General features: G+C 63.3%; 11 protein-coding genes. All 11 read left to right on the top strand.

The genetic code is table 11. The annotated features are described in order from the left end of the window. Window positions 1-245: 245 nt before the first annotated feature. The 11 genes from H567_RS0103120 (at window position 246) to H567_RS29770 (ending at window position 14,432) form a co-directional block, all read left to right on the top strand. Window positions 246-665: a hypothetical protein gene (locus H567_RS0103120; RefSeq protein WP_028320278.1), complete on the top strand. Its 420-nt coding sequence runs from the start codon at window positions 246-248 to the stop codon at window positions 663-665. Window positions 666-892: 227 nt separating this feature from the next. Continuing rightward, a complete protein-coding gene (locus tag H567_RS0103115; protein WP_028320277.1) occupies window positions 893-1,471 on the top strand; it encodes a response regulator in 579 nt (192 codons plus the stop codon). 152 nt (window positions 1,472-1,623) lie between these two features. Next, complete coding sequence (locus tag H567_RS22830; RefSeq protein WP_051184433.1) at window positions 1,624-3,480, top strand: PAS domain-containing sensor histidine kinase; 1,857 nt, start codon at window positions 1,624-1,626, stop codon at window positions 3,478-3,480. Between the two features lie 375 nt (window positions 3,481-3,855). After that, window positions 3,856-4,431, top strand: a complete 576-nt coding sequence (locus H567_RS0103105) for a response regulator (protein ID WP_028320276.1) — start codon at window positions 3,856-3,858, stop codon at window positions 4,429-4,431. A 74-nt stretch (window positions 4,432-4,505) separates the two neighbouring features. Next, on the top strand, window positions 4,506-5,384 hold the full coding sequence (locus H567_RS0103100; protein ID WP_028320275.1) for a methylenetetrahydrofolate reductase: 879 nt from the start codon (window positions 4,506-4,508) through the stop codon (window positions 5,382-5,384). A gap of 345 nt (window positions 5,385-5,729) precedes the next feature. Then, the gene (locus H567_RS26855; protein WP_161626556.1) at window positions 5,730-8,384 is read left to right on the top strand and encodes a molybdopterin-dependent oxidoreductase; all 2,655 of its coding nucleotides are present in this window, start codon (window positions 5,730-5,732) and stop codon (window positions 8,382-8,384) included. A 314-nt stretch (window positions 8,385-8,698) separates the two neighbouring features. Next, window positions 8,699-9,187, top strand: a complete 489-nt coding sequence (gene nuoE, locus H567_RS0103085; protein ID WP_028320272.1) for an NADH-quinone oxidoreductase subunit NuoE — start codon at window positions 8,699-8,701, stop codon at window positions 9,185-9,187. 4 nt (window positions 9,188-9,191) lie between these two features. Beyond that, a complete protein-coding gene (locus H567_RS0103080) occupies window positions 9,192-12,323 on the top strand; it encodes an NADH-ubiquinone oxidoreductase-F iron-sulfur binding region domain-containing protein (protein WP_028320271.1) in 3,132 nt (1,043 codons plus the stop codon). Further along, complete coding sequence (locus tag H567_RS0103075; protein WP_028320270.1) at window positions 12,320-12,976, top strand: methylenetetrahydrofolate reductase C-terminal domain-containing protein; 657 nt, start codon at window positions 12,320-12,322, stop codon at window positions 12,974-12,976. Before H567_RS0103080 ends, H567_RS0103075 begins: the two co-directional genes overlap by 4 nt. Before the next feature lie 290 nt (window positions 12,977-13,266). Beyond that, window positions 13,267-14,154: a methylenetetrahydrofolate reductase gene (locus tag H567_RS0103070; protein WP_028320269.1), complete on the top strand. Its 888-nt coding sequence runs from the start codon at window positions 13,267-13,269 to the stop codon at window positions 14,152-14,154. A gap of 152 nt (window positions 14,155-14,306) precedes the next feature. Next, on the top strand, window positions 14,307-14,432 hold the full coding sequence (locus tag H567_RS29770) for a hypothetical protein (RefSeq protein ID WP_279614965.1): 126 nt from the start codon (window positions 14,307-14,309) through the stop codon (window positions 14,430-14,432). Window positions 14,433-14,440 lie beyond the last annotated feature (8 nt).

Here is a 14,440-nt window from a genome sequence, read left to right as displayed (position 1 = left end):
CGTGCGCGCCGGGCCGCGATGCCGCTTCCCAGGGCCGGTAGAAATCAGGCAGAGCCGGGAGCAGGCATGGTGCACGAAGTCGGCTGGTCCAGCGAAAAAACAACGTGAGGAGAGCAGAAATTGCCCTGACACCACGGGCCGCCCCCCATCCGGCCACGGCCGGGGGTTGTTCATGCCCGCAGGCCCATCCGGCAAGACCACTCTAACCAGCGCCGCTTGTCCATGAATAAGGAGGGTAGAACAGGATGAAATGGCCCATTTTCACCCCTGCACACAAAGTGCCGCGAGAACCGGTCGACGAGGAGGTGGAGCATTTCGTGCGGCTGATCGAATCCCGTTCGCCCAGGGAGTACAACACCGAAAGGCTGACACACTACTACAACTACCGCACCATCTCCGTCTACCGCAAGCCCTTGCTCTCCCTGCTCGAAACCATCTCCCGATCCCCATCCTTCAGGGACGACCTCGGCATCACCACCCGCGAAATCTTTCTCAGGCTGAAGCATTTCTATGACCCGAAAAGCCGTCTCACACTCGCCGAGGCCGTAGCCGACACGCAGTTACGGAGAAAATTCGACAACCTCCTGCTCTACTTCTATGGAAGGAACCGACCCTCTGCAGACGAGATCGGAGCCTCTTTGAATGAGCTGATCTTCCACGTGTGAAATGCGCCGCAACATGGCCTCTGCCGCCGCGTCGCCCTTGGGGAAACCGGAATGCTTTCCGGTCCACGCCCAACCTCTTTTTGATTCCTCCCGGAACGGAACTGCATCTGGAACTTGAACCCTGCCGAACCAGGTAGGGCTTCAGACCTTTTTGGTTGACATTCTTCAAAAACTGTAATTATTATAATAAATAAAATTTAATGCCTCAAAGAGGGAGGCTTTTATAGATGCGTGATGTTTTTACCGTTTATACCGCCAGCCAATACTGCAACGTTTCTTCCAAGACGATCATTAACTGGATCGACGCGGGCCACATCAAGGCCTATCGCACCGTCGGGGGACACCGCCGGATCAGCCGCGAGGATCTGGAAGCATTCATGCTTCGGCAGGGGATCCCGATTCCTCAGGCTAACGCGGATGAAGGCCGGAAGAAAAGAATCCTGGTGGTGGACGACGATCCCATCATCGTCGAGAGCATCGTACAGGCCCTCGAAGAAGATGCCCACGATTACGAGGTCATCTCCGCCGCGGATGGGTTCGAGGCGGGGCTGCAGGTCACCCACTTCAAGCCGGACCTTCTGATCCTCGACATCATGATGCCGGACATCAAAGGCTACGAGGTCTGCCGCAGGATCAAGGCCTCTCCCGAGACCCAGCATGTCAAGATCATCGTTCTTTCGGCCTATCTGGATGAAGAGAAATTCAACCGCATGACGGCGGAGGGGGCCGATGTCTGTTTCAACAAGCCCTTGCCCCTGCCGCAGCTTCTGGAGGAAGTGGCCCGCCAGCTAGGGCTCGACCGGTAAAGCCGCAGCCGGCCGCCGCGCCGCGCACACCGCCGAAGACTCCGAGAGCGTCCATCTGCAGGCGCGGCCCTCCATCAAGAGCCCCTTTCCCCGATCGAAAACCCTTTTCCGCCGGGAGACGAACCGGCGGCATCCTCCAGGAAGGGTCGGCCATGGACAAGGAAAAGCGCATGCTGGCCTCCATCGTGGAGTCGATCGACGAAGGCGTTTACGTCATCGACCCCGACTTCACCGTGGAGTATATGAATCGGACCATGATCGAATATTTCGGGCAAGGGGTCGGGGAGAAGTGCCACAAAGTGATCAACGATCAGGACACCTTGTGTCCGTGGTGCTGGGCCCACGAAACACCCCTGTCGAAAGAGCGGCGCGGCGAAATTTATATTCCCAAGGTGAACCGGACCTTCGAGGTCACGGAAAAACCCGTGGCCTACCTCGACGGCAGCCAGTCCCGGATCCGGTTTTTCAAGGACATCACCGACCGTAAGCGCAGAGAGGCCGAGCTCCGGCTGTCCGAAGAAAAATTCCGCAGCCTTTTCGAACACGTCAACGTCGGTGTCTACATCAGCAGCAAAGAAGGGAAGTTTTTGGACGCGAACAGGGCCCTGCTGCAGATGCTAGGCTACGACACCAAGGAAGAGTTCCTGGACATCGACATCTCCAGGGACCTGTACGTCAGACCGGAGGACAGGATCCGGTTCCAGCAGCTGATCGAGCGGGAAGGATTTGTCAAGGATTACGAGGTCGAGTTCAAGCGGAAGGACGGCGACCCCATTGTGGTGTGGGTCACCGGCCACCTGCGGCACGACCATCTCGGCAACGTCATCGGCTATGAGGGCATCAACGTCGACCAGACAGAGCGCTACCGGATGGAGCGCAAGTTGAAGGAGGCCCACGATTTCCTGAACAAAATCATCCAGAGTTCGCCCAACCCGATCATGGCAGCCGATCTCACAGGCAGGATCATCCTCTGGAACCGGGCGGCTGAAAAAACCCTGGGGTACCTGGCGGATGAAACGGTCGGCAAAATGCACATCTCCCGCATCTACCCGGAAGGCGTGGCCCGCAAGATCATGAAGATGATCCGCAGTTCCGAGCACGGAGGAAAAGGTTTGCTGCAGAATCACGCCATGCTCTATGTGCGGAGGGACGGCCAGGTCATCGACGGGACCCTTTCGGCGGCCATGATTTACGACGACGAAGGGCGCGAGGTTGCGACCGTGGGCTCCTTCGTCGACATGACGGAGCGGATCGGCATGGAAAGGGCCCTGCACAACATCCAGGAACAGCTGCTGCAATCCGAGAAGCTCGCCGCCATGGGCAAGCTGACTTCCCAGATCGCCCACGAGCTGAACAATCCGCTCTATGGCATCATGAACACCCTCGAACTGCTGAAAACCGAGATACCGCCCGAAAACAAGCGGCGCAGGCTTCTGGAGATGTCCCTTTCCGAAACGGTCAGGCTCGCCGACATGCTCAAGAAGATGCTTTCGTTTTCCAAGCCGGATCAGGAAGAGCGGTGCCCGGCCAACCTCAACCAGATCATCGAAGAACTCCTCCTGCTCCACGAAAGGATCCTCCAGGAAAACAACATCTGGATCGTCCGCGAACTGGCCGGGGACCTCGGGGAGGTGAGCGTCTCGAAAAATCAGATGCGCCAGGTCATCCTCAACATGATCTCGAACGCCCGGGACGCCATGCCGGGCGGCGGCACACTGACCTTCCGGACCCGTCGGAAAGGCGAGCAGGCCCTGATCGAAATCGCGGACACCGGGCAAGGCATTGCGGAGGAAAACGTTCACCGCGTCTTCGAGAACTTTTTCACCACCAAGGACAGCGTCAAGGGGGTCGGGCTGGGGTTGTCGGTCTGCTACGCGTTCATCCAGGACCACGGAGGCGACATCACCGTCCAGTCGAAGCCCAATCAGGGGACGACCTTCACCATCGCGCTTCCGGCCCACAAGGCTGAAAACGGAGGAATGCCCGCGCAGATCAAGGCGCAGCCCTGAACATCTCGAAGAATCGGCTGGGTGTCAAAATAGCGGGCACCCCACTGGTGTGAGATGTTCAGGGGACGCTACCCACCACGATCTTCTCGGTCTGCCACTGCTTCATCCCAACCCGTCCATGGAAAATGCGCGGACTGTTGAGCGAGATTTGAGCCCGTGGATTCTGGACTGGACAGATCACAATTATAATAAATTGAAAAACGATAATTCCGTCCTACGGGGCATTCGAGGGGATGCCTGGACAATAGATCTTTGTATTCTAATAGTTTATGTTTTATTTCCGAGCATCCAAGATTTTTTTCTTGACAATCATTAAAATCTATAATTAATATAATACCTAAAAAAACGACAACCCATGCCGCGAAGGGGGCTCCCATGGACGACGTCTTCACCGTTTTCGCCGCCGGCCAGTACTGCAATGTCCCTTCCAGAACCATCATCGAGTGGATCGAAGCAGGGCGCATCAAGGCCCATGAAACCGCCGGGGGGCACCGGCGCATCAAGCGCACCGACCTGGAACAGTTCATGCGGGAAAAGGGGATCCCGATCCCGGCGGAGGCGCCGGCCGCCACCCGCCGCCGGATCCTGGTGGTCGATGACGATCCGATCATCGTGGAAAGCATCGTTCAGGCCCTGGAGGAGGACGAACATGATTACGACGTCATCTCGGCCTCCGACGGGTTCGAAGCCGGGTTGCAGGTCGCGCACTTCCAGCCCGATCTCCTCATCCTGGACATCATGATGCCGGACATCAAAGGCTACGAGGTCTGCAAGAAGATCAAGTCGTCTCCCGAGACGCGCGATACCCGGATCATCGTTCTTTCCGCCTATCTGGATGACGAGAAGTTCGAGCGCATGAAGGAGAACGGCGCAGACGCCTGTTTTTCCAAGCCGCTGCCCCTGCCCCGCCTCAAAGAAGAGGTGCGCCGTCAACTGGAGGACAGGGCGTAAGCGGGTCCACCTGCCGCCGCACCTGCATCGCATACGCCGGATCTCTGTCCGGCAGAGAGGGGAGGAGGTCGTTCATGAAACTCAAGGAGGCCCTGCAAAAAAAGCGATTCGTCGTCACGACCGAGATCCAGACACCGCTCGACCAGGAATCCGGCGGGCTGATCATCCAGAACCTCGAGCGGATCCGCGGGCGCGTCGACGGGATCACCCTGTCCGAGACCGAACTCGAGGGCGTGGTGGGCGACACGATCAAAACCTGCGAACTGCTCAAACAGAACCGCTTCGAATCGATCTATCAGACCACCACCCGGGAGAAGAACCGGATCCAACTCCAGAAAGACCTGATCGCCGCCCACCAGGCGGGCGTGGAAAACCTTCTCGTCTTCACGGAGGACTATCGGATCACGGGAGACAGCCTGCAGGAGATGATGTTCTTCCACGTGGACGCCGGCAAGCTGAAGTCCGTCCTCGATCACATCCGTGAAGGACACACGGTCGACGGACGGGAGATCCCGGACAAGGCGGAGTTCCTTCTGGGGTCGGGTGTCGAATCGGTCTGGGGGCGGAACGTCCCGGACCTCGAACTCCGGGAAATGGAGGAAATGGTCCGGGTCGGCGCCGGCTACTTCCTGACCACCCCGGTCTTCGATCTGGACCGCTTTCAGAAATTCCTCTCCCGCACCAACACATTCGGTGTGCCGGTCATCGCCGAGGTCCTCATCCTGCGGACAGCCGGCGTAGCCCGTTTTCTGAACCGCCACCTCAGGAGCGGGCTTGTGCCCGAATGGGTGATCCGGAAACTCGCCCAGGCCGCGGACATCGAAAAGGCGAGTCTGGAGTTGTTCGCCGACACGATTAAAGGACTCAGAGAGATCTGCGACGGCGTCCACATCATCACCATCGGCGGGGAGTCGAAGCTGCGGCAGTATCTGGACGCCGCCAAGCTGCGCTAGTTTCCAGCCGCAAATGGTCTTTTCGGCCAATCCCGGCGTCTACTGCGCGTATGCTTGTGCAGCGGCCCACGGATCGCCTCGCCGCCGGCATGTGGTTCCCGCGATCCCGGCACCACCCCGAAGGAGTGAAAAATCCAAGTCCGGCTTAAAAACTGAATATGAGTCCCAACAGACCCTGAATGGACCGTCGAGTTTCCCGAAAGAACTATCCCAGCGACACCTGATGTTGCAGTTTGAAAGCGCATGTTCGGACGCCGGCAGTCCCGCCGCGGAGAGGAGCATTCGCCGCCTGCCGGCGGCTGTCCGGTGCAGGGCCTTCACCCGCATGAGAAAGGAGCCGCCCCCGTGCAGTCCATCGTCCTGTCCATCAACGGCAAGAGGGTATCCGGCCCGCCCGGTGCGTCCGTTCTGAGCATCGCCGAGAAGAACGGCTTTTCGATCCCCACCCTGTGCCACCACCGCGATCTCGCCCCTTATGGCGCCTGTCGCATGTGTCTGGTGGAGGACGAGAAGACCGGCCGGCTGATGGCCGCCTGCGTGACACCGGCCGCGCAGGACATGGCCGTTCTCACTCACTCGCCGCGCGTCATGGAGCACCGGCGGAACATCGTGCGCCTGATGATGGCTGAACACCCCGAATCGTGCATCGTCTGCAGCAAGGGGAACCGCTGTGAACTGCGCCGGTTGGCTGCCGAACTCGGCGTGGGGGAATCCGGGCTCTATCCCATGCCCAATTACAAGCCCTTCGAAACGCTCAACCCCTTCATCGTCCGGGACCTCTCCAAGTGCATCCTCTGCGGCAAGTGCATTCGTGCCGACCACGAGCTCGTCGCGGCGGGGGCCATCGACTACTACGGGCGCGGCTTCGCCTCTCGCCCCGCGACCCTCCACGAACGTCCGCTCGAATCCTCCCGCTGCACCTTCTGCGGCACCTGCGTCTCCCTGTGCCCCACCGGGGCGCTGTCCACCCGCAGCGGCGCCTTCGTCGGCACCCCCGAGCACGAGCGCAACACCGTCTGCGGGTTTTGCAGCGCCGGGTGCAGCCTGGCCCTCGGGGTCTCGGACGGGCGCGTCGTCGAGGTCCATCCTTCGCGCGAACCGGACACGGTCAACGGCGTCACCTTGTGCGTCCGGGGGCATTTCGCGCACGACTTCCTCTCCGCGTCCGACCGTCTGCTCCATCCTTTAATCCGCCGCAAAGGGGAAGGCGGAGAGGACAGCCTCCAGCAGGCCGCCTGGGACGAAGCCCTCTCCCTGGTCGGCGGGCGGCTGGCTGAACTGAAGCGCCGGCACGGCCCCGAAAGCATCGCCTTCCTGGGTTCGAGCAAATGCAGCAACGAGGAGAACTACCTCCTGCAGAAGATCGCCCGAGTCTGCTTCCGCTCCCCCCATGTGACGAGCGGCGGCAGCCTGAGCGGGTACGCGCTGCTCCGCGCGGTCGAAGACCGGCTGCAGGGCGCCGGCCGCCTGCGCCCCCTCGCCGGCCTCGAGCAAGCCGACGCGATCGTGATCGTCGAGGCGGACCCCGACCACACCGTGCCGGTGGCGGCTTACCACATCCGGCGGGCGGCGCGCCGGGGCGCCCCTCTGGTGGTGGTTGACCCGGTCCGCACCGGCTGCTGCGAGATCGCCAGCGCCTGGCTGGGCCGGGGAGGGCAGCCGTCTTTGACGGTGCTGAACGCCCTCACGGCGGAACTCGACAACACCCGGGCCTTGGACCGGACCTTCATCGAGGCGCGCACGGCGGGCTGGGAGGACTGGGCAGCCCGCTTCCGTGCGCTTGCCCCTGAAAAGGCCGCGGCAGAAGATCCGGCCTTCCAGGATGAGATGGAAAAGGCCGTCCTGCTGCTCCGCGACCGCAAGCTCGCCTTCGTGATCGGCCACGATCTGCTGGAGCGCGACCAAGGCCCCGCCGTCCTCGACACGGTCATGAACCTCGCGCTCCTCACCGGCAGCATTGGCCCGCGAAATGCAGGGATCTTCGTCCTCGGCCTCGAGAACAACCTGACGGGGGCCTTCGATATGGGGGCGGTGCCGGACCTGCTGCCAGGCCGGTGCCGGCTTGAGGACACCGCCGCGCGGCAGAGGTTCGAAACCCTCTGGGGGAGTGAACTGCCCGCCGGAACCGGGCTCGATCCGGGGGAAATCGTGGAGGCCGCGCTTGCGGGCCGCTTGAAGGCCCTTTACATCATGGGGGAAAACCCTCTCCGCTCGATGCCGGACCCCGAGCGGGTCGGTGCGGCGCTCGGACGGCTGGAGTTTCTCGTCGTCCAGGACATTCTGATGACGCGCACCGCGCGCCTTGCACACGTGGTGCTTCCGGGGGCGGCGTTCGCCGAAAAGGGGGGATCCTTCACCAACCTGGAAGGACGGGTGCAGGCCTTCGAACCGGGGGTCGAGCCCCCTGGCGAGGCGCTGCCCGACTGGACCATTCTGGCGCAGCTCGCCCGCAGCCTCGGCTATCCGGAGCATTACGCCACGCTGGAAAAAATCCGTCAGGAGATCCGGACCGCCATACCCGCCTATGCCGAGATCGGCTCGCGGCGCTGGGGCTGGGTCGCACCGGTGGAGACCCGGGAAAGTCAGGGGTCGAACAGCGTGCGCTTCGCGCTCGCCCCTCCGGCTTCGTGGCAACCAAAAGCCCTGGACACGGCTTTTCCTTATGAAGCCCTGATCAGCGCCCAGCGCTGGCATCTCGGCAGCGGAACCCGCACCAGCCGTTCGGAGCGTATCCGTGATTCGGGCAAACACGGGGAGGTCGAACTCTCCCCGCAAGACCAGGCCGCCCTCGCGCTCGGTGCGGCAGGCAGGGTCCGCGTGACATCCGCGGCGGGAAGTATCGAGCGCGGCTTCATCGTCAACCGGGAACTGCCGCCGGGGCGGCTGATCATCCCCCAGGGATTTGCAGGGAACGATGTCATGCGGCTGATCGGCCTCGAACGTCTGAAATCCCCCGAGGGGGGATGGCGGACCTGTCCGGTCCGGGTCGAAAAGGCCTAGCCGTTGCCATGGACGGGGCCGGGGCGGGAACAAGCACCTTCAGGCGCCACCGCCGCCCGTCTCGACCCTGAAAGGCGCCCGGAAGCCTCATCAGGCCTCCGGGCCGTGAAAAGGACCCCCTTCCGCCGCAGGTTGCGCGGCCACGCGGGGCCCGGAAACGCGGCCGTCACCAGGGTTATCCAAATGAAAGAGCATAAGGTAGGGAGAACCGCAAGCGAAGCCATGTAAAACCGGCTGGGCTTCGAACCATCGCCGCGGAATTTTTCCCGAGGATTATCGACCCAGGACATTCCCGAGGATCAAGGAGCGTTTCCATGGAAGACACGACCCGTTTCGACAGCGAGACACTCGACCGGATCATCGCCAAACACCGCGAGGAAAGCTGGGGCCTGATCCCGCTCCTCCAGGAGGTCCAGGAGGCCTTCGGCTATGTCCCGCCCGAGGCCATCGAGCCCATCGCCGACGCCCTGCAGCTCTTCCCCGCGCAGGTCCAGGGGGTGGTGACCTTTTACTCGGGCTTTTCCCTCAAGCCCAAAGGCCGCTGCGTCCTGAAGGTCTGCCGCGGAACGGCCTGCCACGTGAAGGGCAGCCGGAGCATCCTCCGCCTGATCCAGAAGGAACTCGACCTCGAGGAGGGCGAAACCAGCCCCGACTACCAGTTCACCCTCGAGACCGTCGCCTGCCTCGGGGCCTGCTTTCTGGCCCCGACCATGATGGTCAACCGCGATTACTTCGGCAGGCTCAACCCGACCAAGGTGGCCAGCGTGCTCAGCGAGTATCGCAAAGACAAAGAGGAGGCGTAAGCCCATGCAGAAGCTCGCATCCATCGGCCAACTGGAATGGCTGCGGAACAAGATCCTGGCCGAGGCCGGCGCCGGGCGGACCGAGGTCCATGTCTGCATGACCGGCTGCCGGGCTTACGGGGCGGCCGCCGTGCGGGACGCCCTGCAGGAGGAAGTCGCGCGGGCCGGGCTCGACCGCCAGGTCGAGGTCCGCTCGACCGGGTGCCACGGGTTTTGCGCCAAGGCGCCGGTCGTGGCGATCGAGCCCCTGGGTGTCCAGTACCAGGAGGTCGATCCGCAGGACGCGCCGGAGATCGTGCGGAGCACCCTGAAAGAGGGCCGGTTGATCGATCGGTTGGCCTACCGCGACCCGAAGAGCGGACAGCCCATCTACCACCGCAACCAGATCCCCTTCTATCAGAAGCAGGTGCGGCGGGTCCTGGCCCACTGCGGCCGGATCGACCCCACCCGGATCGAACACTACATCGCCGCGGGCGGATACAAGGCCCTCGTCAAGGCCTTGACGAAGATGACCCCGGAATCGGTGATCGAGGAGGTCGTCCAGTCGAAGCTGCGGGGCCGCGGCGGAGCGGGGTTCCCGACCGGCCTCAAGTGGCGTTTGGCCCGCCAGTCTCAAGCCACCCCGAAATACCTCGTCTGCAACGCGGATGAGGGGGACCCCGGGGCCTTCATGGACCGGGCGCTGCTCGAAGGCGACCCCCACGCCGTGATCGAGGGGATGATGATCGGCGGATATGCCATGGGCGCCGAATACGGCATCATCTACGTGCGCGAGGAGTACCCCATCGCCGTCGAACACCTGAACCTGGCCATCGAGCAGTGCCTGGAACTCGGGCTTGCCGGCGAAAACATCCTCGGCACCGGCTACGATTTTCACCTGTCGCTCAAGAAGGGCGCCGGGGCCTTTGTATGCGGCGAAGAGACCGCGCTCATGGCCTCCATCGAGGGCCGGCGCGGCATGCCGCGCCCCCGCCCGCCCTTCCCGGCACAGGCCGGCGTCGACGGCAAGCCCACCAACATCAACAACGTCGAGACCCTGGCCAACATCCCGCTCATCGTCGCCCACGGCGCAGCCTGGTACGCGGAGATGGGCACGGAGGCCAGCCGCGGAACCAAGATCTTCTCTCTGGCCGGCAAGGTCAACAACACCGGGCTCGTGGAGGTCCCAATCGGCACGACGATCAAGGAGGTCGTCTTCGACATCGGGGGCGGCATCCCGAAGGGACGGAGCTTCAAGGCGGTGCAGATGGGCGGGCCGGCCGGCGGCTGCGTCCCGGCGCGCTTTCTGAATTTGCCCATCGACTACGACACCATCCAGCGGATCGGGGCCATCATGGGCTCGGGCGGAATGGTGGTCCTGGACGAGAACAACTGCATGGTGGAAATCGCGCGCTTCTTCCTCAACTTCACCCAGTCGGAATCCTGCGGCAAATGCGCCCCGTGCCGCCTCGGGACCACCCAGCTCCTCGAGACCCTGAGCCGCATCACCGATGGGCGCGGGCGGGCCGAGGACATCGCGGCCATCCAATCGATCGGACGCACGATGACCGAGGCGTCCCTGTGCGGCCTCGGGCAGGCAAGCCCCAAACCGGCCCTGTCCACCCTGATGTACTTCGAGGACGAGTACCGGGAGCACATCCAGGAGCACCGCTGCGCGGGGGCGGTCTGCGACGCCATGGTGATCTCGGCCTGCCAGCACGCCTGCCCGGCCGGCATCGACGTCCCCAACTACGTGGCGGCGATCGCCCAAAAGGATTACAGGGCGGCGGTCGACATCATCCGCGAGCGCAACCCCTTCCCGGCCGTCTGCGGGCGGGTCTGCATCCACCCCTGCGAATACAAGTGCCGGCGCGGCGAACTTGACGAACCGGTCGCGATCCGCGCCCTCAAGCGCTTTGCCGCCGACTGGTATTACCAGCGCTTCGGGGCGGCCCACGCGCCGTTCCCCGTGACCCGCCCCCAGAAGGTGGCGGTGGTGGGCGCCGGACCGGCGGGCCTCACCTGCGCCTATTTCCTGGCCAAAATGGGGTATGCCGCGACCGTCTTCGAGGCCCAGCCGGTGCCGGGTGGCATGCTCGGGATCGCCGTCCCGGAGTTCCGCCTCCCGCGCGCCGTCATCGACCTCGAGATCCAATCGATCTCCAACGCGGGCGTCCGGATCGTGTGCAATCATCCCATCGATGCCAACCACACCATCAACGACCTCCTCAAGGAGGGCTTCAGCGCCGTCTTCATCGCCGCGGGCGCCCAGGCGAGCAAGCGGATCGGCATCCCCGGGGAGGAGGAGGGGCTGGCCGGGCTCCATTACGGCCTCACGTTCCTCAGAGATGTGCGGATGGGGCTGGGCGGCCGGCTGTCCGGAAAGACCGTGGTCATCGGCGGGGGCAACGTGGCCATGGACGTGGCCCGGACGGCCCTGCGCGCCGGGGCGGAGGACGTCCAGCTCTTCTGTCTCGAAAAGCGCGACGAGATGCCGGCCTGGGAGAAGGACGTGGAGGAGACGATCGAGGAGGGCATCGTCATCAACCCAGCCTGGTCGCCGGTTCAGATCGAACATACGAACGGCGCCGTCAGCGGCATCCAGTTCATGCACTGCCTTTCCGTCTTCGACCAGAACGGCCGCTTCAGCCCGGAGTGCGACGCGGACGACACCCAGTTCATCAAGGCCGACCACATCATCATCGCCATCGGCCAGGCGCCCGACATGTCGTTCCTGCCCGAGGACAGCCAGCTCGAACGCGCTTTATGGGGCACCCTCGCCGTGAACGAAAACACCCTCGCCACCAATATCCCCGGGGTCTTCGCCGGCGGGGATTTCACCACCGGTCCGACCTTCGTGATCCGGGCGATCGCCTCCGGCCGCCGCGCGGCCCTGGCCATCGACAAGTATCTGCAGGGGGACAGCTCCGGAATTCGAATGGTGGATGAAAAAACGCCCCTGGCGCAGGATACGGGCCTCGCCCTCGAGGAAGAATCGACGGAGGATCGGCCTCGCATACTGGTCGAGATGGAGGACCCCTCAGAGCGGGTCCAGGACTTTCGGGAGGTTGAAAGGGGATTCAGCGCCGAACAGGCCCACGTGGAAGCACGGCGCTGCCTCAGGTGCGACCTTGAAAAAGAGAGGAGTCGAGCATGATCCGGACCATCACCCAGCCAAAGCCCATCGAGGAGCTCGAGCGCCTGCTCGAGGGGTTGGACAGGATATTCATCATCGGCTGCGGGACCTGCACCACGCTGACCCGCACCGGCGGCGCACCCGAAGTCGCAGCCATGCAGCAGACGCTCTCGGAGAAGGGCAAGGTGGTGACCGGGACGACCGTGGTGCCGGTTGCCTGCGACAACCTGACGCCGCAGATCCTGAGCGAGCAGGGAGGCCGGATCGACCAGGCCGATGCCCTGCTGGTGATGTCCTGCGCCTTCGGTGTCCAGACCATCGCGAGTCAGCTGAGGCGGCTGGTGATCCCAGCCCAGAACACCCTGTTCATCGGAAAGGAGCGTCCGGACGGGCGGTTCGACGAGGTCTGCACCCAGTGCGGCACCTGCATCATCGGGGAGACCGGGGGGATCTGCCCCGTCACCGCCTGCCACAAAGGCCTGGTGAACGGCCCCTGCGGCGGGACCAACAACGGGAAGTGCGAGATCGACGCCGACAAGGACTGCGCCTGGACGATGATTTACAACCGTTTGAAGGAGCTGGACCGGCTCGACGCCATGCGCCGCTACCAGCGCCCGCGGAACCACCTGGGCGAACCGAGCCCCGGCCGCTACCGCCTGCCCGCAGCCCCCTGAGGCGATGCCGGCCTGGTTCGGGGAAAGAGGCTGCATAGGGAGGCCGCCAGGCAGGCATTGCGGCGCCGGCCGTCGATCCCCTTCGGTAAGGCAGGCCGGAAATCGATGCCCCCGACCGAAGATGGACGGTGGGCTTGGCCGGCCGCCTGCAGCGAAGACCGGGCAGTGGGCTGCAGGCTGCATACGGCCAGCCGGCAGGCGTTGCGGCGCCGGCGGCCACAGGTGCCCGGGCGGCTGCATGAATGGACGCCCCCAACGTCACTCTGTGTGAAACTGGAAAGGATGATCTCATGACCTCTGCATTCAAGAAGGCCCTGGATTCCGGCAAGTTCGTGGTGACGGCCGAAGCGGCCCCCTCCAAGGGCACCCGCCTCGAGAAGATGCAGCATCATGTGGAGATACTGAAGGACAAGGTGGATGGCCTGAATGTGACCGACCATCAGAGTTCGGTCATGCGCTACCCGTCCCTCGGGGGCGCCCTCTTGGTCAAGGAGCACGGCGGCGAGCCTATCCTCCAGATGACCTGCCGGGACCGCAACCGCCTCGCCCTCCAGGCCGATCTCCTCTTCGCCTACAGCCGCGGCATCCGCAATGTCCTCTGCCTGACCGGCGACTCGGTCATGCTGGGTGACCACAAAGAGGCCAAGGGCGTGTTCGACCTCGACTCCTCCCAGCTCCTCGCAGCCATCCGCACCATGGAGCGCGGCAAGGACATAGCCGGCAACGAACTCGACGGGGCCATCGAAATGTGCGCAGGGGCCATCGTCACGCCGGAGGCCAACCCCATCGAGCCGCAGTTGATCAAGTTCGAGAAGAAGATCGAGGCCGGCGCCGAATTCATCCAGACCCAGGCAGTCTACGACCTCGACAACTTCAAGCGCTTCATGGACTACGCCCGGCGTTTCCCCGTCAAGATCCTGGCGGGCATCATCCTGCTCACCTCCGCCCCTATGGCCCGGTTCATGAACAAGAACGTGGCGGGGGTGGTGGTACCCCAGGCGTTGATCGACGAGATGGCGGCGGCTCCGAAAGGGGGCGCTCTCCGCAAGGGAATCGAGATCGCAGGGCGGATGATCCGCCGGATCGAGGAGGAGGAGATCTGCGACGGCGTGCACATCATGGCCATCGGGAAGGAGGAGGTCGTCCCGGAGATCATGGCCGAGGCGGGGCTCCTCTGAAAAGACGGCAGGAAAAAGCCTGCCCCGCCCGGTCTTCAGCGGCAGTTTACCGTTGACCTGGGGCGATTTCTTCGCTAGAAAGAAAGATCACATCTTTTTCATCGATAAGAAAAAATCGTTTCCGTTCGGAAACCAGAGAGGAACAAAACCCCATGGCCAAGCACAAGAAGATCGAAAGAAAACGAGAAATCGAACGCCGTCGGCGCCGCCGGGAAAAACGGCTCAAAGCGCGGGCCCGTGAAGAGCGCCTCGCGCGCGGAGGCCAGGCACAGGCCTGATCGATTCG

Origin of the sequence: Desulfatiglans anilini DSM 4660 (assembly GCF_000422285.1) — a bacterium.
Lineage (GTDB): Bacteria > Desulfobacterota > DSM-4660 > Desulfatiglandales > Desulfatiglandaceae > Desulfatiglans > Desulfatiglans anilini.
This window is presented reverse-complemented; position numbering and strand designations above follow the sequence as displayed.